This window comes from Chryseobacterium daecheongense (assembly GCA_027920525.1).
GTDB lineage: Bacteria > Bacteroidota > Bacteroidia > Flavobacteriales > Weeksellaceae > Chryseobacterium > Chryseobacterium proteolyticum.
The window spans coordinates 4,536,140-4,557,624 of sequence record CP115858.1 but is presented as its reverse complement, the minus strand read 5'-3'; the positions used below and the strand labels follow the sequence as shown (position 1 = coordinate 4,557,624).

Annotated in this window: 16 protein-coding genes and 1 pseudogene; 7 read left to right on the top strand and 10 right to left on the bottom strand. The window is 37.3% G+C overall.

Features of this window, described 5'->3' with window-relative positions; genetic code table 11:
- The first annotated feature begins 17 nt into the window (after positions 1 to 17).
- The 6 genes from PFY10_20470 to PFY10_20445 all read left to right on the top strand — a co-directional run bounded on the left by PFY10_20470 (position 18) and on the right by PFY10_20445 (position 5,942).
- Positions 18 to 1,211: an alanine dehydrogenase gene (locus PFY10_20470; protein WBV56561.1), complete on the top strand. Its 1,194-nt coding sequence runs from the start codon at positions 18 to 20 to the stop codon at positions 1,209 to 1,211.
- Positions 1,211 to 1,582: a hypothetical protein gene (locus PFY10_20465; protein WBV56560.1), complete on the top strand. Its 372-nt coding sequence runs from the start codon at positions 1,211 to 1,213 to the stop codon at positions 1,580 to 1,582. The genes PFY10_20470 and PFY10_20465 overlap by 1 nt, the downstream gene beginning before the upstream one ends.
- 26 nt (positions 1,583 to 1,608) lie before the next feature.
- Positions 1,609 to 2,379: a histidine kinase gene (locus PFY10_20460; protein WBV56559.1), complete on the top strand. Its 771-nt coding sequence runs from the start codon at positions 1,609 to 1,611 to the stop codon at positions 2,377 to 2,379.
- Positions 2,357 to 3,067, top strand: coding sequence for a response regulator transcription factor (locus PFY10_20455; GenBank protein ID WBV56558.1), 711 nt, complete (start codon positions 2,357 to 2,359; stop codon positions 3,065 to 3,067). Before PFY10_20460 ends, PFY10_20455 begins: the two co-directional genes overlap by 23 nt.
- 107 nt (positions 3,068 to 3,174) lie before the next feature.
- Positions 3,175 to 3,564 (top strand): hypothetical protein, encoded by a 390-nt coding sequence (locus tag PFY10_20450; protein WBV56557.1) that lies wholly within the window; start codon positions 3,175 to 3,177, stop codon positions 3,562 to 3,564.
- A gap of 104 nt (positions 3,565 to 3,668) precedes the next feature.
- Positions 3,669 to 5,942, top strand: a complete 2,274-nt coding sequence (locus PFY10_20445; GenBank protein WBV58967.1) for a cation:proton antiporter — start codon at positions 3,669 to 3,671, stop codon at positions 5,940 to 5,942.
- A gap of 85 nt (positions 5,943 to 6,027) precedes the next feature.
- Here the strand turns inward: PFY10_20445 and PFY10_20440 are convergent, their stop codons facing one another.
- From PFY10_20440 to PFY10_20405, 8 genes and pseudogenes are all read right to left on the bottom strand, one after another.
- The gene (locus PFY10_20440; GenBank protein ID WBV56556.1) at positions 6,028 to 6,360 is read right to left on the bottom strand and encodes a hypothetical protein; all 333 of its coding nucleotides are present in this window, start codon (positions 6,358 to 6,360) and stop codon (positions 6,028 to 6,030) included.
- A gap of 86 nt (positions 6,361 to 6,446) precedes the next feature.
- Complete coding sequence (locus tag PFY10_20435) at positions 6,447 to 6,914, bottom strand: CPCC family cysteine-rich protein (GenBank protein WBV56555.1); 468 nt, start codon at positions 6,912 to 6,914, stop codon at positions 6,447 to 6,449.
- 163 nt (positions 6,915 to 7,077) lie between these two features.
- Positions 7,078 to 7,360, bottom strand: a pseudogene (locus tag PFY10_20430) (hypothetical protein).
- Positions 7,361 to 7,491: 131 nt separating this feature from the next.
- Complete coding sequence (locus tag PFY10_20425) at positions 7,492 to 7,929, bottom strand: hypothetical protein (GenBank protein ID WBV56554.1); 438 nt, start codon at positions 7,927 to 7,929, stop codon at positions 7,492 to 7,494.
- Positions 7,930 to 8,475: 546 nt separating this feature from the next.
- Entirely contained in the window at positions 8,476 to 8,805 is a 330-nt protein-coding gene (locus PFY10_20420) for a hypothetical protein (protein WBV56553.1), read from the bottom strand.
- Position 8,806: 1 nt separating this feature from the next.
- Positions 8,807 to 12,445, bottom strand: coding sequence for a DUF6443 domain-containing protein (locus tag PFY10_20415; GenBank protein ID WBV56552.1), 3,639 nt, complete (start codon positions 12,443 to 12,445; stop codon positions 8,807 to 8,809).
- A 77-nt stretch (positions 12,446 to 12,522) separates the two neighbouring features.
- Positions 12,523 to 15,342 (bottom strand): hypothetical protein, encoded by a 2,820-nt coding sequence (locus PFY10_20410; protein ID WBV56551.1) that lies wholly within the window; start codon positions 15,340 to 15,342, stop codon positions 12,523 to 12,525.
- A 6-nt stretch (positions 15,343 to 15,348) separates the two neighbouring features.
- Positions 15,349 to 16,974, bottom strand: a complete 1,626-nt coding sequence (locus tag PFY10_20405) for a T9SS type A sorting domain-containing protein (protein ID WBV56550.1) — start codon at positions 16,972 to 16,974, stop codon at positions 15,349 to 15,351.
- Between the two features lie 359 nt (positions 16,975 to 17,333).
- On the opposite strand from PFY10_20405, the gene PFY10_20400 reads away from it, so the two are divergent.
- Entirely contained in the window at positions 17,334 to 18,179 is an 846-nt protein-coding gene (locus PFY10_20400) for a prephenate dehydrogenase (GenBank protein WBV56549.1), read from the top strand.
- A 359-nt stretch (positions 18,180 to 18,538) separates the two neighbouring features.
- Here PFY10_20400 and PFY10_20395 read toward each other — a convergent pair whose 3' ends face one another.
- The gene (locus tag PFY10_20395) at positions 18,539 to 19,957 is read right to left on the bottom strand and encodes an L-serine ammonia-lyase (GenBank protein WBV56548.1); all 1,419 of its coding nucleotides are present in this window, start codon (positions 19,955 to 19,957) and stop codon (positions 18,539 to 18,541) included.
- 96 nt (positions 19,958 to 20,053) lie between these two features.
- The gene (locus tag PFY10_20390) at positions 20,054 to 21,400 is read right to left on the bottom strand and encodes an ammonium transporter (GenBank protein ID WBV56547.1); all 1,347 of its coding nucleotides are present in this window, start codon (positions 21,398 to 21,400) and stop codon (positions 20,054 to 20,056) included.
- Between the last annotated feature and the right edge of the window lie 85 nt (positions 21,401 to 21,485).

Here is a 21,485-nt window from a genome sequence, read left to right as displayed (position 1 = left end):
CATAATTAATGTAAAGAATGAGTACTACAAATATTTTCACTCCTTTTACTGAAGAAGAATTGATGCCGAAAGAGGAAAAACTGGAAGTTATAAAGAAGGGTAAACAATTTAGTATTGGTGTTCCCAAAGAAACGTGTCTTCACGAAAGAAGAACCTGTATCACTCCTGATGCAGTGCAGGTATTGGTAGATCACGGCCACGAAATCATTATCGAATCGGGAGCCGGAATAGGATCTTTTTTTACAGATTTACAGTACTCCGAATCAGGAGCGAAGATCACTACAGATCCCAAAGAAGCTTTCGGACAGGATTTGATTTTAAAGATCAACCCTCCTACTGAGGAAGAAATTGATTATATGAAGCCTAATACGTATCTGGTTTCTGCCCTTCAGATCAATTTAAGAGAGAAAGAATATTTCCTGAAGCTTGCTGAGAAAAAGATCAATGCAATCGCTTTCGAATTTATTATCGACGAATACAAGCAGCTTGCCCTGGTAAGACTGGTAGGTGAAATTGCCGGAACCGTTTCCATCCTATATGCATCGGAATTGCTGGCTTTATCCAATGGCCTTATGCTGGGTGGAATTACAGGTGTGCGACCTTCGGAAGTCCTGATCCTTGGAGCAGGAATCGTGGGCGAATTTGCCACCAAAGCAGCTATCGGTTTAGGAGCCAGCGTAAGGGTTTTTGATAATTCCCTATCGAAACTACGCCGACTTCATACCATCGTAGACAGCCGTGTTCCTACTTCTATTATCGATCCTAAAGAGCTGGGTAAAGCTTTAAGACGTGCAGATGTTGTGATCGGAGCCCTTCCGAGATTGAATATGCAGCCGATCGTTACGGAAGATATGGTAATGAAAATGAAAAAAGGAAGTGTAATCATAGATATCACCATCGACAATGGAAAAGTGATCGAAACTTCGGAACTTACTACCATGGATGAGCCTTATATTATCAAACACGGAGTGATCCATTGCGGTCTTCCGAATCTTACGTCAAAAATGCCGAGAACGACAACAAAGGCTATTTCTAATTTCTTTTTATCCTACATTTTAAATTATGATGAGGAAGGTGGCTTTGAAAATATGCTGATCCGCAAAAATGAAATGAAGCAAAGTCTTTATATGTATAAAGGAAGGCATACGAAAAAGATCATCTGCGACCGTTTCGGGCTTACTTATCATGATATCAATCTTTTAATTTTCTAATGAAAAAACTTAAGTTTTATTTAATCGGCCTTATTCCGGGGCTTATTATCGTATTTTTTATATTAAACAAAAAAGGGGCAAGCTGCTCGGGGTATTTGCCCAACAGCCGTGTTATTGCTGAAACGCTTTCCAAGGATTTTAAGTATTCAGAGACATTCAGTAATGAAATGAAAACCTTAAAGATTGATGAAAAATTTCTGAAAGACAGTATTATCACCAAAGGAAAAGTAGATTTCGACCGCAGCCATGCTCAGAAAAAACCATGTCCGGAATATATACTGATCTATCCGGAAACCCATCCGACCTACGAGATCGGATATGAAAAATGTGAGGAAACGGTAACGCTTAACAGCCTTAAAAAACTGAAATAAGCAGGTATTATTTAAAGAAAACAACCATGGATGGCAATTATTACATGATTCATGATTATCTGATATTCATTGGAGTCTTTGCTATTTTCTTTTTTCTTACGGTAAGCATCTACCTGTTTGGCCAGAATAAAAAATTCAAACAACGAAATACCAAGCTGTCGGAAACGAATAAGCTGATTGAGCAGCGGCTGAATGAAGTTCAGCTGGAACACATTGGTACCAAGCTGAATCCGCATCTGTTTAAAAATATTCTTAATTCCGTTCAGTCTCACGCTTATCAGACGTATATGTCCTTGGATAAGCTGGCGAACGTTCTGGATTATATCTTATACGAGAGCAATAACAAATTCGTGAGCCCGAAGGAAGAACTCACTTTTGCTTTAAGCCTTATTGAAATCAATAAGATCAAGATCAACCCTCTTTTTGATTTCAGGATCAAATCCAAAATCGATAAATCCGACCGTATCTTTGAAGAGAAAGTATTTGCCCCGCTGATTTCTGTAGACCTGATAGAAAATGCTTTTAAACATACCGATTTTCTGGCGCAGGATTCTTTTATATCCATTTATCTCGAGCTGGAAAACGGAATCTATACCATGAAGGTGATCAACAAGGCTTCCCTGAAAAACGTTCTGGAAAAAGAAAAAAGCGGATTCGGAAGCCAGTCCCTGGATCAAAGACTGAAGATGATCTATAACACGCATTATCAGCTTCAAAAAAGTTCTAAAAACGGGATCTTCACAGCAGAATTACAAATTAATTTAGGAGAGTTCTATGATAAAGTGCGTTATTCTTGATGATGAATTGCTGGCGATAAGCTATTTAAAGCTTCTATGTGAACAGATTGATCATGTAGAGGTGGTAAAGGCTTTTAACGATCCTAAAATTTTCCTCAGCGAAATCCATTCCATCGACTGCAACGTATGCATCCTGGACATTGAAATGCCGGGAATGACGGGACTTCAGGTAGCAGAATTGATTTCAGATTCTAAAAAGATCATTTTCACGACAGCCTATAAAGAATATGCCGCCGAAGCGTTCGATCTTAATGTGGTGGATTATGTGCGTAAACCTATTAAAAAAGAAAGGCTCATTCAGGCTTTTGAAAAGGCGAAGGAACTGGTCAACAGCCCGCAGAAGAAAGACTTTATCGAATGGAATACGAATATCGGGAAAACCATTATTTTCACAGAGCAGATTGCTTACATTAAAACCTCGGAGATCGACAGCCGGGATAAAGATATTATTCTCAACGACGGAACCAATATCGTCCTTAAAAACCTCAATTTTAAGAATCTTCTTGACATGCTTCCTGCTAAAGATTTCGCCCAGGTCAATAAAAAAGAGATCATCGCGTTGTCTTCCATCAAAGTATTTTCAACCAACGAGATCATTACCACAATTCCTGCGGAAGATGACAATTTCCTGAAACTTCAGATCGGAGATACCTATAAAAGCGCTCTGATGGAAATGTTCGGAAAATAGATCCTTCAAATGATCCGGTTTTCGCTGCAGAATTCAGGTCTTTCATTACAGGCTCCTTTTTACAATGATCAGTCCGTGTACTTTTGCCCCTGATTAAATGATTGATCATGAAAAGATTTTTTTATGCATGTGGAATTCTCATATCCGGATGTTGTTTTTCCCAGGAAGCTACTTCTCACGTGAAAGCAGCATTTTTTGACGGAGTGGCAGCAGCCGGATATGTGGATCATGGGGCTTTCATCAATTTTACGGGACCTAATATCAACATCACCTGGCACCATACAAAATTTATTGTAGGAATGCTTCCTTCCCTACGGATCAAAGAAGACCGGTCAGAAGGGACGAAAAACAATGCAGTTACGCCTAATCTGGGGGCAGGCCTTACTTTTGTTTACAAAAAGATAGCCCTTCAGGTTCCGGTGTACTATAATACCAAGACTTCAACACAAAATGGCAGCTGGAAAGTAGGAATTGGGCTTGGATATTCTTTAAAATAGATTTTTCATTACATTATTTATGGCATTTATTACATTTTACAAAAAATAATATCTGTCATCCATATATTCTTTAGAAATTTACACTAAAATAACGGATTATGAATTTGGGGAAATACAGAAATATTATTTTTTATGCAGTTACGATCGCTGTTTTCTCTTGCCTGATGTACTTCTTCATTATTGAAGGACAAACATTGGAGGTAAAAGAAAATCTTGTTGTAAAAACAAGTTCAGGATCTACCTGGGATAACTTTATAGAATCATTTAGAGCCAACCTTCATCATCCATTGGCTTTACTGCTGGCACAAATCGTTACCATCATCCTGGTCGCCCGGTTATTCGGATGGATTTGCATGAAAATAAAGCAGCCGACGGTGATCGGAGAAATGATTGCCGGTATTGTTCTGGGACCTTCATTACTGGGAATGTACTTTCCGGAGTTTTCATCCTTTCTTTTTCCAAAAGAATCCCTTGGGAATTTACAGTTTTTAAGCCAGATCGGGCTGATCCTGTTCATGTATATCGTTGGTATGGAGCTTGACCTTAGTGTCTTAAGAAAAAAGGCGCATGATGCTGTGGTCATCAGCCACGCCAGTATCATTATTCCTTTTGCACTGGGTATCGGACTCTCCTATTTCATCTATCAGGAATTTGCACCGGATGGTATCCAGTTTACTTCTTTTGCCTTATTTATTGCTATTTCAATGAGCATTACCGCCTTTCCGGTACTGGCAAGGATCGTCCAGGAGAGAAATCTGCAGAAAACCAAACTGGGAACCATCGTTATTACCTGTGCCGCAGCAGATGATATTACCGCATGGTGTATCCTTGCAGCTGTGATCGCTATTGTAAAAGCCGGATCTTTTGCCAGTTCGATCTACGTGATCTTAATGGCCATAGGTTATGTCTTTTTTATGATCAAGATCGTAAGACCGTTCCTCAAAAGGATCGGTGATCTGCAAGCGGGTAAAAACACCATCAACAAACCGATGGTCGCCATCTTCTTTTTAACGCTTATTCTTTCTGCATATGTAACGGAAGTGATCGGAATTCATGCTTTGTTCGGAGCCTTTATGGCAGGAGCTATAATGCCTGAGAATGCCAAATTCCGTACGATGTTCATCGATAAGATCGAAGATGTGGCCCTGGTTCTTTTACTTCCTCTATTCTTTGTATTTACAGGACTTCGGACACAGATCGGACTGCTCAATGACGGACACCTTTGGATGACCGCCGGATTTATTATTCTGATTGCTGTGGCAGGAAAATTTGCAGGAAGTGCTTTAGCTGCACGATTCCTCGGGATCAACTGGAAAGACAGCTTAACGATCGGCGCTTTGATGAATACCCGGGGATTAATGGAACTTATCGTTCTGAATATCGGATATGACCTCGGTGTTCTGGGTCCCGAAATTTTCGCCATGCTGGTGATCATGGCTTTGTTCACCACCTTTATGACCGGACCGGCACTGGATTTTTTCAATTATCTTTTTAAATCTAAAAAGGATGAAAATATCCCAAATGGGTATCATGATTCGAAATACCGTGTTTTGCTTTCCTTTGACAATCCTGAATCGGGAAGCACGTTATTAAAACTCGCCCATGATTTCACCAATAAAATGAATGGCAATAAAAGCATTACTGCCATGAATATTGCTCCCGTCGAGGAAATGCATGCCTATGACATCAATGAATACGAGAATGAGCAGTTTAAAAATGTAATCGAAACCTCCCACGACCTGAAACTTGAAGTCACGACCCTTTTCAAGGCCTCTACGGATATTGAAAACGATCTCACCAGCATTTCAAACAAAGGAAACTACGACCTCCTTTTAATCATGCTTGGAAAATCGATGTATGAAGGAAGTCTACTAGGCAGGCTGCTGGGTTTCACCACGAAGATCATCAACCCGGAAAAACTCCTGAATACCGTAAAAGGAAAAGGATATATTTTCAACAACTCCCCTTTTGACGATTTCACTTTACAAATCCTTGATAAAACCAATATCCCGGTAGGCGTTCTGGTAGAAAAAGATTTCAAAAGTGCTGATAAAGTATTTGTCCCGATCTTCAACCTCAGCGATTTCTACTTGCTGGAATACGCCAAGAGGCTTATCAACAATAATAATTCACAGATCATCATTCTGGATGTCGCAGGACAGATCCGGAATAATATCGAGGTGAAAGAACTCATCAGAAGCATTGAACAGGTTGCTCCTAATCACATCACCCTATATAACGAGAAAAAGATCGAAAAGGAGTTTTTAAGCTCCCAGGATCTTATGCTCATCAGCAGTAAAAGCTGGAAAGGATTAATCGATACCAAAAGTATCTGGCTATCCGATATCCCTTCTGCTCTTATTATATCCAATCCATAACAGGTGCGGTTAGCAACTTTATGGTTCGTACCTTAAAAAAACCGGCTGTAGAGCCGGTTTTTTTTGTTTATTCGAAATTAAAAATTTACCATTTTTGAGTCAGATACTCTTCTAATGGGGTATTCCAGAACCATGGAGGTGAGCAGAATTCTGTTAATGCGGAAAGGATATCCTGCATCCTTTCCTCATATATTAAATCATTTCCGTAATCATCATGATCATATTCAATATGCTTATCATTGACAAATTTTCTAAAATCATCATTTAAAATTAAGCCTTCATCTCTAAGTTGGTTTATCCCTATGAAGAAATTATGCGCTAATGTTCTAAAATCTTTGTTATCTAAAGTTGAAACTGTTTTAAAGTCTAACCTTTCAAATAAAACATTGAGTTGATCCCTCATCTTATCAAATTCCATCTTCTCGGATTTATATATAGATTGTTAATCTTTATTTGGACACGAGCGTGACGCTCGCGCCAGCAGGGGATTAAAATAGTTTGTTATTACAAATAACCATTATAATATTTGATTTTAGCGTCCTTCTCTATAAAATTCAAAAACTTTTCTGAAATAGCTCCTTTTAACTTAAAGTTTTCTTTTGCATCTTTTAAGGTCATATGATTCGCAGAACTATATTTTAAATCGTTTATACTTCCGTCATCTTCCCAAAAACAAACTGGACAAATTTCATAATTCCCTTTCTCTAAAATTGTTTTGTAACCACAACAAGGACATGGAACTAATTCTTTTGGTGTCCCCGTTATAATAAAAGAAAAACCGTATAATTTGTTAATTTTTTCTTCTATATATGAAATTGTGACACCTATATATTTTTCTTTAAGCCATTCATAAATTTCCTCTTCTTCTATCCCTTCAAGTTCTATTATATTTTCCCTTTCTTCTATTGTCATTTTTGAATAATCATACAATGACAATATATTTATAACTGTATTTAAATCTAAATTTATCATAGTCTTATTTTGTTAAGCTTGCAGCAAGGTCTACGGCATCTTGAAGTGGATTTGTACTTCTTAAATCTGCTCTGTAAAATGTCCTAATTTCTCTTGTATCTATTCTTCCAACAAGAATATCCCCACGCTGGCGCGAGCGTCACGCTCGTTGCCCACTCACTAATTACAAATTTAAATCTATTTCCAAAATTTCATGATCATCATTATAGTAGTTTCTTTACACTACCATATTTCCATTCATAAGGTTCTGTTACAAAAAACACTTTCAATAGGATTCTGATGGATGTAATTTAATTTTGCTCAAAGACCTTTAAAGACCATATCTCAATAGGTTTGTTATGTTGTTGACAAAATTGAAAAATCTTTCAATATTTGAATTTCTTTTACCTGCTAAAGTATTCCATTCTCGTAAAACTATCTATCCAAAATACTGTAGCAAAACTTATAAAATATGCCCCGTCTTTCTCCTAATAAAAATCCGAGAAAGTGTACCTTCTCGGATTTATATATAGATTGTTAATCTTTATTCGGGCACGAGCGTGACGCTAGCGCCAGCAGGGGATCGGGTAACGCCGGTTTATGAGAGGGAACTAATATTATTGCTTTTAATAAAATGTAAAACCTGATATAAACCTTCGTATGGCAATCCTTGCTCTAAATCAAGTATAACATTATCATTATTTTTTAATCCCAATTTTAATTTTGTAAAATTATTTTTTAGATAAATGCCATTTTTCAATTCTTCTTTTAAGGCTGGAACAACTTCTATAATTTCATCTATTTTTACAAATGAAAAACTATCTTGCTTATTGATAATAATTCTATTATTAGTCAATAAAATCCAATTTGAAATATTTTCAAAAAAAATAATTAATGGTTTTTCTTGATCAGATAAATTTGAAAACAATGTCCTGAATTGATTCTCATTATCTCTATTAATAATTTTTGTTTTAATCCCTTCCCCACCTTTTCTATTGAAAATTGAAAGGTATATTGATGATTTATCTTTTATCATATAAATATTATTTTAAAGTTTTCTGCAAAATAATTCCATTTCCAACCTTCTCGAATGAATAACCGAATCGTTGTGCTATACTTGGATTTAAAAATCCTTGATTAATTACTGATGAACCATAAATAGATATTTTTCTTGCTCCTGCTCCAATCCCCGCTACCCCCATGCACTAATTACAAATTTAAATCTATTTCCAAATTTCATGATCATCATTATAGTAATTTCTTGTACTGCTATATTTCCATTCATAAGGTTCTCAAAGACCTTTAAAAACCATATTTCAATAGGTTTGTTATGTTGTTGCCAAAATTGTAATCTTTCAATATTTGAATTTCTTTTGCCTGCTAAAGTATTCCATTCTCTTAAAACTATCTATCCAAAAATACTGTAGCAAAACTTATAAAATATGCCCCGTCTTTCTCCTAATAAAAATCCGAGAAAGTGTACCTTCTCGGATTTATATGTAGATTGTTAATCTTTATTTGGACACGAGCGTGACGCTCGCGCCAGCAGGGGAGAATAAAGGATACCAACATGTCTGGGACATTACAATAAATTCTTAACCTCTTTTTGTAAATTATCTATTATTAAATATATTTCCATAAACTCTTCATCCAGATAAAAGATGTAATTATTTACATTAACCATCTTGATATTTGAAATATTTTTTCTATCTAACTGATTGAAGGCATAAATTTTTTTTTCCAAGAATTCTATCTCTTTATAAGGAGCATCTTTATCATAATATATATTTAATCTTAATTTATACAAAGAAATCAAGTCTTTTATATTAATAAGATTATTAGAATACTCAAGATTCTCTATATTCATAGCTGGATCAAAAGCCATAATAGAATTTATTATATTTTCTTTCATACTATTTTATTAATTTAACAGTTGCACCATAAACAACTCCTGAAACAAGCCATTCATTTTCTGGTTTTCCAGAAGGAATTGAATTACCCTGGGCTGTAATAGATAAATTTGGTATAGCTTGCCCAGCTTGGAAATATTTAGATAAAATTATCCCCCCTGTTCCTCCACTAAAATGTCTAGCTACTACAGGGTCAGTTGTCCAAGATGTCCATATAGAATAATTGTCACCTTCCGCATGTAAATCTTGACTTCTATGTGGTCCTTTTAGAGTGCTGACCATTCTTAAGCCATTCGGTATTGCAACACCCATTAAGCCTTGAGAATACATATCTGCATCAAAAACATTTTTAGGGGCGGCTATTCCTCTATAAAGTAAAATTCCTGGTTCATCAGTCGGTACATCCGTTGTTCCAGTAAGAGGAATATTATAACCACGCGCATGAGAACTATCCCCATTTAACATTAAAGGTAATCCCCAAAGTCCTCTACTAAGCATACCTGCTGTAGCCATAGCTTCTTCCAAAGTTAAAGTTGTTGCAACTCCTTCTGGAATTAATGTCATACTTATTATTGTCGCTTTTACTGTATGTCCGGAAGAAGTACTTTTCTTTCCACCAAAAAGATTACTAAAGAAATTACCAATTCTTTGTATTAAATTGGGACCGTCATTTTTTTTCGGAGTAGGATCGCCACCGCCACCGCCACCATCAGTTCTAATATAAAACTTACCCATTTCATCTTCTAACCCCAGAAACTTTAAAATACCGGAACGGCTTCCAGGTCCTACATATTCCACCATACCCGGAGTGGCTCCATGGTAAAGCGACATTCCTTCGCCACTGCTGTCCGGAGCTTTTATTTTCCTCCCATCAGGATCGATAAACATAATAGGATTATTAGCGGCATAATTATAAGGGGTAAGCCTTCTGTATTGCTCTGCTAATGGATCAATTACACCCCATCTTCCAATATCGGACATGTACATTCTGGCACCATAATCACTCCATCCTGTTTCTTTTTGTAATTCTTTGCCGTTGTATCCATAACTGTAGGCTGGATTACCTCCTAAGCTGTTATAGCCTTCATGCTTTAGTCCAAAAGGGTAATAGTTATTTTCTTCAACAATCTGGGTTCCTGCTCCATTTTTTGTATAACTTATACGCACATTTCCTAAATGGTCACTATAGCTGTAAATATACTTATTATTTTCAAAATTATAGTATCCTTCGGAGGTTGGAACAAATTTTAAAGTAAGAGGTGCCGTTGGCTTAATAATGCTCGCTGTGTTTTCATATTGGAATCCATCTACATATTCTGTTATAGTAAAGGTTTCTAAATTCTCTTCTCCCGAACCATACAGGTAAGTCTTCTTAAGCTTAACACCGTCTGCCCTGTATAAATATCTGGTATTTACATTGTATTCAGCATCCTGGGTTCCGGAAAGCCTTGGGTTATAGGTTTTATCAAACATCACATAATCCGGTAGGTTCAGAAAATTATAATCAATCTGTAAAACTCCTTTGTCCACATGGTTCTTCATATTTCCATTATCATCATACGTGATCATTGTTCCTGAGCTATCCGGATATCCGGCATAGTTTCCGGATGAATCCTTAACAGTGTTGAGCTTATTTCCGCTGTATGTATAAGTTAAATTATCTATTAATCCAGCCGCTCCCACTGAGTTTTTTCCATTCCTCTGCAATGAAGTAATATTGCTATTCATATCATATACAACCGACTCATTGTATAAATTGTTCTCTGGAACAGAAGCATTAGGTTCGGAATAGGTTCCCTTCTTTAATCTGTTCAAAGGATCATATTGATAATTATACCTTCTTAAAACCTGATCAGCCGCAGTTTTCCAGGTTACTTCAGCAATATTGCCGTTATATTTACCTGTGGACAATGAAGTATTGGCAGGATTCTGATATTTTAGCTCATATCCAAATAGTTTGGTTCCCAAATTACCGGGATCGTTCATTTTAATTACAGAACCTCTTACATTATAGGTGTAATCGATACTTTGCAAATTGTTCCCTACTTTTTTCTGAGACAGTTGTGATAATTCATTGTAAAAGTTCTCAGCAAGAAGTTCCTGAGGCTGGCCATTGACCTGATGCCATTGTTTTTTCAGCCTGTTCTGGTTGTCATATTCATAAGTTTGGGTAATAATTTTTTCAGTGTCTGCTACCAACCTTTTATGATATACCTTTGACTGCTTTGTTATGCCTGCAAAGTCAAATTCTGTTTCTGTTTTGGTATAGCCTCCCAAGTGATTAATAGAATATCCTCCGATAGCCCGTCCTTTATTGTCGTAATACACATAATTCTTTGTCCATTTATCGTCTTCAATATTTTTCACCATTGACATAACAGGAAGGCCTTTGGTATTTACAGAAGTATTTTGTATATCCGTTATCACCGTCTGGTTCAATATAGTAGATGGAAAAGCAGGGTTGAAACTATATGAAGCATAGGTATCATAATAGTTAACACTTATTATTTTGAGATTTATTTTCGGAAAAGCATTTTGGGTATAATAAATATCTATTCCATTTGCTGTAAAGGAAGATGAGCTTCTCTCTTCATTATTGGCAGGATTTACTGTAATCCCATTAACCGAGTTTTGCAACGCTGATCTTAATTCTGTACTCGGATAAAATCCTGTATATGCCACTCTTCCATACTTATCATACTTCGTAAACATCCATCCTTTTGCTCCAAAAGTATTGGTAGTTGTCCTTAGGTTAGCATCCTGTGTTAGAATTATCCGGTCCTGCTGATCATAAATGATATATTCCCAGCCCTTTCCCGGTAATTTTTTTTCAACGAGCTTCCCTACGCCGTCGTAACGATATTGATAACAAAGGGCATCCAATTTAGTCTGATCGGGTGCTGTTGTAGCAACAGCCAATGGGGGTAATACATATACCAACTGGCCAAATTCATTATATACATAGTAAGTATCTATGTCTTTTGTTCCATCGTTTTTCCTTACCAAGACCGTTTTTCCTTCACCATTTTTAAACTCCGTGGTCGTGTTTAGATCCTCATCAGTAATGGTTGTTTTCATTAACTGATTTGCAGCATAGGTTCCAGACAGGGCAATTCCGGAATCAGTTCTGTTTTCAAGCCAATTTGTGGTAATGGTATATTTTTTCACTTCACCATTAATATTGGTATCGTAGCCCATATCAATAGGTTTCTGTGCCCAGGCCGTACCAACCGAAATTACTTGTTTCACACGATTGGTATATACATTATCGTAGATCTTTTCGGAATAAATCTTTTCATTTCCATATCCCGCAGCCGAAGCATTATCAAGGGGATTTCCATAAATGGCTCCATCTTGTGTTCCCGGCTGAGGTATAGGAAGATAATCTTTAACCTGTTTTCCAAGTGGATTGTATTCAATAGGAGTCACTACATCCCTTCCAAGGGGAGTGGCTTTTATCGCAATGGTCTGAACAGGTCTCCCAAGTCCATCAAAATATTCTACGGTTTCTGTTTTCCTGACACAGTCCGCATCAAGACAATTTTTAGTATAAATAAAATTCTCAGCAGTGCTGGGGTATGTTTGTGCAAAAGATGATCCCGCTACAAACAATATGGTAAAAATATTTAAAATTCTTTTCATAAGTTTTGATTTTGTATTTATGTATTATGTACTCATGCATTTACATTAATACATTTTTAATTATGTACATTATACATCTACTGTTTGTAGTTATATTGATATTCCTGCAGTGTTTTACCTTCAGCATTCGTTACTTTAATCAATCGATTCGCATTATCGTATACGTTAGTCATTCTGATTCCGTTCGCCGAAATACTATTGGTAACACCAATTAATGGGTCGTAAGTAGTTGCTGTTATGCTAAAATCTTTTAAGGCGATGTCATTTCTCAGGTTTTCTAAGGCCGTTAGAAGAGCAGGTTCGGTTGCAGGATTGTCACGGTCATTATTAGATGCTGTAATAGCTGCCTTTACAGTGGTCAGATTAGCTACCTGTGAATACGTTGCACCCGAGATCACAGCAATAGGTTGGCTTTGGTAATATCCCCAGATGGTTGTGGTAGGAATTCCGTTTTTTGCTGTAGTTTGTACAAGATTTCCTTTATTATCATAAATATCTAAAGTCCCACCTCCCATCGCTGTCTGATTTTCCATATTATAGCTAATCATGGAAGTGGGATAAAGATGAGCAGCATTGTCAAATTTTGTTTCCGCTTTTCCTATAAGCTTGCCGTTTTTTTTAACAGAAGTTTCCAATGGAACATCTACCATATTTGCCGTCATAAGTTTCTGAATCCCTTTATCAGCAGGATAAAGAATCGTTTTTTCCACAATAGTTCCATCTGATAAGGTTTCCTTTGAAGAAGTCATATTGTTGTAAATATCTTCAAACTGGCTTTCAGAAGAGCTTACCAATTTTTTGGTAGTTCCAGCAATATAATTTTCAGTAGTGGAAGACTGTTTAGAGATATTGATCTTTTTTACAGGGTTTCCATTAAAGTTGATATTAGCAAGTGGCACATCTTTATAGGTGTATTGCATTTCAGATTTCTGCAAAAGTTGATTGGTAGGACTATAGTCTTCTTTTTTTTGTAAGAGTCCTGCCATCCTAAAATAATTTCGCATATCCTTATCATCAATGCTATTGAAAGAGGAGGTGAGCCCGGCAAAAGTCGATTGTGGATAAAAATAATATTTGGAATAGCTCCCATCAATCATATTGATGGTTTTTACGTTTGTGTATCCAATAGGAACAGCAGCTTTAGGACTCTCATTTAAATAAGATATATCTTCGGAAATATCCAGGCCATCACCACTAGATAACAATGGGTCACTAAAGGTATCGTACTCATATCGGGTATAGCTGATGGGCGTTAAAGAACCTGGATTAAAATTTTTGATACTTTTTATTCTGAGTCCATATGCATATTTATTTTTATCTCTTTTCTGTTGTTTGGCAGCATAAATTTCTACTGTGCCATATCCTTTTTTGAGCCCTGTAAATTTAACGTTCAGGGAAACTTGATTGGTGAATGCAAATTGGCTTACATCTGGACACTCTTGTTGAGTATATGGATTTAAAAAAGTCTGAGGATCCTTCCCATTAATCGTGTAGCTTATAACATTAGAACTTCCCGGATTCCCGGTTTGCCCTGGGTGTATAGTATAATTATATTTTACAAATAACTTATTCTGATATCCTGAAGGCAAAGTAATAGTATGTTGGGTTGCTAATTTTGTATCAAAATTTAAAGTATATATTTTATCAAAGTCATAATTATCATAATAACAAGTAGGTCCTGAGCATGGGCTTTCACTAAAGGGCAAAGAATGAGATTCAAACTCATACTCTGTAATTCCTCCGGTAGGCAAAATAATACGTTTCAAAGAACCATAAGAAACAGACTTACGGTTAGTTTGATAAGGAGAGGGAAGCTCACCTTCATCTAGGCTGCAAGGATCATATACAATAGGATATCCATAACCATCAATATAACTATTATTGTTAACACTATTTCCATTATTATATTCAAAAGAAAATTTCTGAATAGGATTATTATTTTTATCCATATTGACAAGCTCTTTCAAATACCCTGTATTCGTAAACCAATATTGATTAACAATCTGGTTCTGAGTATTCTTTAGCATTACTTTTTTCAACACATACCAATCTTTATCACGCGGTGAATTAAGGTTAGTGGGTGTACCATTATTTAGGTAATCATACTCAATACTTCCTACTCCATTTATTGTTATTTTCTTTATTTTTTGACTTTGTAATGTTCCAGAAGGTAAATTAATAGTTTCACTTGCTGTCAAATACTCAATACTGACAACCTCTTCATTTTTAACATTAATGATCTTCGAAAGAAAAAACCCGCTGTTGATAAATTTAGATTTTTGTGCTATAGCTATAGCAGTTGTATCAAAACCGTCTCCTATATAGAGTTTATTAATGTTGGTCTTATCAAATACATAACGATTCCCTTTGGTATCTATTATTGTAAATGATTTTACTTTATTTGGTTTCGCATCATCTTTGGTAATAATAATCTTATCATTGGAAGGTGTCGTGTGAACACCAGTTAGTTCACCCGTTATTTTATCCATTCCAATGTAAAATTTCCCGCTTCCATTCGGATAATCATAATAGTACACATCAGACCCGGCTTCTTTTACATCTCCGGTCGGCATATAAAAATCAGTGTCAATCCTGGTCTTGTTTCTAACAATATTTCCTATTGAAGATAAATTCCAACCTTTACCTACATCACTAATGAGACTAAATGAAGAAGCACTTTCTGAATTATAATTTAGTGAAAGATTTATGTTAATTCCTGCTGTTGGCACAGCCACATTAAACAACGGAAAAGAAATATTGGGTATGCCCTGAAACAAATTAGCATCACCGTTGGTTACATAATCATACTTTTGAAGTCCTATTTTATCCTGTGCTGAGATACTAATAATGCCCAAAAGAGCTATTAATATAAAAATATTGCGTTCTATTTTTTTCATCTTATATTATTTCTTAATCAATTTAGCATTAGCCGTTTTATTCGTATCCGTCTTGATCACCACCAAATAAGCTCCTTGAATTAGTGGCTGTGTATTAATCTTCGTTACTTTATTCTTCGTTTTTAGATTCTGAAGCTGTCTTCCTCCCATATCATACAAAGTAATATCCGCTTCCCTGAAATCAAAGCCTATTTCTACATAAGCATAATCTGATACCGGATTCGGATAGATCTTGATGTCTTGTTTTTCAATTAACTGATCCAGTTGCTTATCTCCCAGCTTCACAATCTTCCAGTTCTCCTTCCCTAGTTCCTCTGCACTGGTTCCTGCTAAAATGATGGAGCCATCTCTGTTCAGCTTAATATCCGATAATCTCTCCTCTCTTTTTCTGGATTCTCCCTTCACATGTTTTCTCCACTGCTCATTTCCATTACTATCCATATACAACATCCAGAATGTTTCATCATCTGTTTCTATTCTTCCTTCTGCCTGGGTATAGCCGCCTAATAAAATTCCTTTAGTTGAGGGTTGAGAGTTGTCAGTTGATAGCTGATTTAGGGCAGTCATACCCATCAAAACATCCCTGTTTTTGAAGTTGTAGGACTTCTGCCACTGTTCATTTCCTCTTTCATTTAAAGAAACCAACCACAAATCTGTTCCTTCCTCTATTCCTACTGTTTTGTTTCCGGATCTTTCACTTCTGGATTCTCCTCCAATGATATAACCGTTTGAGGTTAAAGCCAGTGTTCTTAGATGGTCATCTCCTTTTCCTCCCAAATTCTTTTCCCATTCTACCTTTCCTTCTTTGTTTAGTTTTATGATCCAGTAATCTCCTTCACCAACGTTTTCAGTGGTTTTTGCATAGCGGGATACGGAATCTGAGGTTCCTGTAGCTGAATTTTGATTCCCGGAATCGGAAACACGAAACTCGGAACTCCTTGAATAGATTCCCAGAAGTGCTCCTCCGTCTCTTGTGGGGATCATCTTTTCCACTTCGTCTAATCCTCTTCCTCCTAGAATAAGCTTTGAGAGTTCTTTTCCGTTTTTATCCAGTCTGATAACCAGGATATCTTTTGAACCATAGCCTTTGAATGCATTCTGAACATTTCCGGCTACAACAAATCCTAAATCTGTGGTTTGGATAACCGCTCTGGCTTCTTCATCAGCAATTGTTCCTAAAGTCTTCTGCCACAACTCATCTCCAAATTCATTAATTCTAATCAGCCAGATATCTGATCCTCCTTTGGAATCATCTTTTTTATCTATTCCCTTTCCGGAATATGAGGTTCCTGAAATTAGAAAGCCTCCCTCCTGGGTAGCTACGGTAGAAGACAAATAATCATGATTGTTTCCGGAGAAATACTTTTCCCAAACCTGGTCTCCCTGTTGGTTGAGTTTCACCAAATGAAAGTCGTAACCATTATTTTGCTGGGTATTGCTTCCTGCATCTTTCTTCTGGTTTCCTGCCTGTATAACACTTCCTGTTATCAAATACTGCTGATCGATTGTTGTGGTTACCTGGCTCAGGAAATCCTGGGTTGAGGATTTGATGTCTTTTTGCCAAACCACTTCCTGGGCTGATAGCCCGGAAATAATGCACATAGAAAGTACACTGAAGTAGAGTTTTTTCATGCCTTGTGTTTAATTGTTAAATTCATTTTTTATAATTGCCGCAAAAGTAATCTTTTTTATCTCACAACAAAAAGACTTATCGAAAATTTTTGATTCCATCTTTTTCATTTGTACAAAGTTAGCTTTGAATTGCGACAAAACCCGTCGCATTATAAAACCAAAAGTCTTTCCTCACAAGCAAAACTTTCTATCAAAATCATATTTATCATTTCAAAAATATTTTATACCTTCGCTTCGTGATTACAAATAACGGAACATATTACTATAGAATATTTAACTCAGATCTGGGATAGAGATTCTTATATATGATATACAACCTCGTCCTAGGACGGGGTTTTTTATTTTAAAATGAAAAGAAAATGAAAATAAGTATTGTCGGTGTAGGTCTCATTGGAGGCTCTATCGCTTTAAAATTGAGAGAAAAAGGAATTGCCGATTTTATCTACGGAATAGACAACAGCAGCAGGCACCTTGATGAAGCATTAAGCTTACATATCATCGATGCCAAGGTAGACCTGGAATATGGAATCAGGAATTCCGATCTTGTGATTATAGCTATTCCGGTTGATTCCGCGAGAAAGCTTTTACCTGCAGTTTTAGATCTGGTATCAGGTACCCAAACGGTAATGGATGCAGGATCCACCAAAGCAGGAATTGTAAACGGCGTAAAAGATCACCCGAACAGGTCTAGGTTTGTAGCTTTCCACCCGATGTGGGGTACGGAAAACAGCGGACCGAAATCAGCCGTTGCAGAGAGTTTCTCAGGAAAAGCCGGGGTAATATGCAACAAAGAAGAATCCGCAGAAGACGCTCTTTCCCTTGTTCAGAAAATTGTAGAAGGCCTGGATATGCACCTTATTTATATGAATGCTGAGGACCATGATGTCCATACCGCGTACATCTCTCATATCTCTCACATCACATCCTATGCCTTAGCCAACACCGTGTTGGAAAAAGAAAAAGAGGAAGACACCATCTTCCAGCTGGCAAGTTCGGGTTTCTCAAGTACGGTAAGACTAGCCAAATCCCATCCGGAAATGTGGGTTCCGATCTTTAAACAAAATAAAGAAAATGTTCTGGATGTCCTTAATGAACATATTTCGCAGCTACGCAAGTTTAAGGCTGCTCTGGAAAAAGAGAATTACGAATATTTAACGGAACTGATCTCCAATGCTAATAAAATAAGAGGAATACTGGATAAGTAATCCTCTTTGAATATTTTTCTTTATTATTTCGATGAAGGAGAATCATCCATCGTAACTTTAGTAATTGACTGTATCTTTTCTTTTGTCTTGAAACAAAAGAAACAAAAATTCAAGACTGGAAACTGCGGCTAAAAATGAATCCTGTTCTCTAAAAATTCTATAACTCGTGCGGATTTGAAGTATGTTTATTATTAACTTTTTCTCTCCGCACTCAGACAGTAGAATTTTTTTAACGTTCACAGCATTCATTTTCTTAACGCCTACGTTTCCTAGGTCACTAATGAAAAGTACATCTTTTTAACTTATAGAGCTTTAAAACTGCCTGTTTAAAAGAAAAATTACTTTTGTGACAAATATTTCTAGCACTCCGGAACATTGACTGCAATAGCCAACCCTCCTTCCGAAGTTTCTTTAAAACGATCACTCATCGATTGAGCTGTCTCCCACATCGTCTGAATAACTTCATCCAAAGTTACCCTCGCTTTTGCAGGATCACTTTCAAGAGCGATATTGGCTGCGGTGATCGCTTTCATTGCTCCCATTGTATTTCTTTCAATACACGGAATCTGCACCAATCCTTTGATCGGATCACAGGTAAGACCTAAATGATGTTCCATAGCTATTTCAGCCGCCATCAGCACCTGTCCTACACTTCCGCCTAAAATTTCAGTAAGTCCCGCTGCCGCCATAGCAGAAGATACTCCAACCTCAGCCTGGCATCCTCCCATAGCCGCGGAGATCGTGGCATTCTTTTTAAACAGGGTTCCGATTTCTCCGGCAACCAGTAAGAATCTTACAATATCATCCTCACTCGTGAATGGCGTGAAAGCCTGAGCATACATTAAAACGGCAGGAATAACACCACTCGCCCCGTTTGTAGGTGCTGTGATGATCCTTCCGAAGCTTGCATTCTCTTCATTGACAGCCAAAGCGAAGCAGGCAATCCATTTATTGATATTGGTGAAATTTTCTTCGGCATCTACCACCAGCTGAAACCATTCGTCAATATTCTTATATATTTTATCCCCTAAAAGTTTTCTGTTGATTCCGGCTGCCCTTCTGGTTACATTTAAACCACCAGGCAAAATTCCTTCTTTGTTGACTCCTTTGTAGATGCATTCTTTGATCTGTGTCCAGATATTCAATGCTTCCTGTCTGGTTTCTTCCTGGGTCCTCCAGCTTTCTTCATTAATCATGATCAGGTCTGAAAACTTTTCAAGCCCTAACTTATCACAATATTTTATAACATCTGAACCGTGATGACAAGGGTATAATGTGCGGACACAATGCTTTTGGATCGAATTTTTTTCCTGGCTTGCAATGAATCCTCCTCCTACGGAATAGAAGTCCTGGACCAGTTCGGTTCCATCTTCGAAAACGGCTCTGAAAATCATTCCGTTCGGATGGAAATCGAGGGATTTTTGCATATTGAGAACCAGATGATAGCCGTAGATAAAAGGAATTTCTTTTTCTCCACCTAGATTGATGATCTCATCTCTTTTTATTTTCTCAATTTTCTCATCAATTTTTGAAGTATTGATCGTCTTGTAATCCTCACCATTCAATCCCAGCATTCCCGCGATATCTGTACCATGTCCTATCCCGGTCTTTGCTAAAGAACCGAAAAATTCAAGAAAGACCTCTTTCACCTCTGCGATCGATCTTTCTCTCTTTATAATTCTGATAAATGCAGAAGCTGCATTCCATGGTCCCATCGTATGCGAACTGGACGGGCCTATGCCAACTTTAATAATCTCAAATACTGATATTGATTCCATAAAAGATTCATCATTTTTCCTCATCACAAAGATACATGATAAATCGTTATTATGCTTCCCTTCATATAAGGATTAAAATAATTATTTAAGTGCCCGCTACCATTTAAGGCTTTCTTCATGCTGAGACATGTCCAGTCCCATATTTTCCGACTCTTCGGATACCCGAAGGGTAATCATTCTGTTCGTCAGCCGGTACAAAATCAGAGAGCCAAAAAATGCAAACACAGAAACCAGAACCAGCGCCATCATATGGTGGGCAAATACTTCAATCCCTCCATGCAGAAGGCTTGCATTTTCACCATGCGCGAAAATAGCGGTCAGGATCATTCCCATGATTCCCCCTACTCCATGGCATGCAAAAACATCCAGGGTATCGTCTATTTTTTTGAGTTTCTTCCAGTTCATCATCAGATTGGAAACAATAGCTGAAATAAATCCGATAAATAAACTTTCCGGAACAGATACAAAGCCACATCCCGGGGTAATGGCAACCAGACCTACTACAGCACCGATACATGCTCCTAATGCAGAAACACTTCTCCCGTTAATTCGGTCAAAAAGGATCCATGTCATCATCGCTGATGCCGAAGCTATAGTTGTGGTTCCGAAAGCTGTGGCAGCAGTTGCATTCGCTCCCAGTGCAGATCCGGCATTGAAACCAAACCAGCCGAACCAAAGCATTCCTGTTCCCAAAAGTACAAAAGGGATATTCGAAGGTTCATGGTGAGGGTTTTTCCTGTTTCCTACAACCATTGCTCCTGCCAAAGCAGCAAATCCTGCGCTCATATGCACTACGGTTCCGCCTGCAAAATCTTTGACACCAAAATATTTATTTAACAAACCGTCCGGATGCCATACCATATGGCAAAGGGGCGTATAAATGAATATACTGAAAAGAACCATGAACAGCAGATAGGAAATAAAGCGCACCCGTTCGGCAAAAGAACCGGTGATCAGTGCGGGAGTTATCACCGCAAACTTCATCTGAAAAAGAGCGAATAAAATAAACGGAATGGTAGAAGCCATCGCCTTATGCGGCAAGACACCTACATGATTAAAAAAGGGATAACTCAAGGGATTACCGATCAGTCCATAGTGCTCTCCGTTCATTTCAAAACCTATAGAATCACCGAATGACAAAGAAAATCCAACTACAACCCACAGAATAGAAATGACTCCTAAAGCAATAAAACTTTGCAGCATGGTGGAGATCACATTCTTTTTACCCACCATTCCCCCATAAAAGAAGGATAACCCCGGTGTCATCAGCAATACCAGTCCTGCTGCTGCTAAAATCCACGCCACATCAGCCCCTACGATCTTATCTTCGCTTAAAAACTCACCTGAATCCGGCAGGTCCGTCACCGGTGACCAAAACAAACCACCGATAGCAACCATTGATATCACCGCAAAGGACACGATCCATTTCAAACCAATTTTCATAAAAATCTATTTTAACCCTATCAAAAATAGGGATAAATTTCATAAAAACATATTTAAAAACAAAACAACCCTTAAATTTTAACGC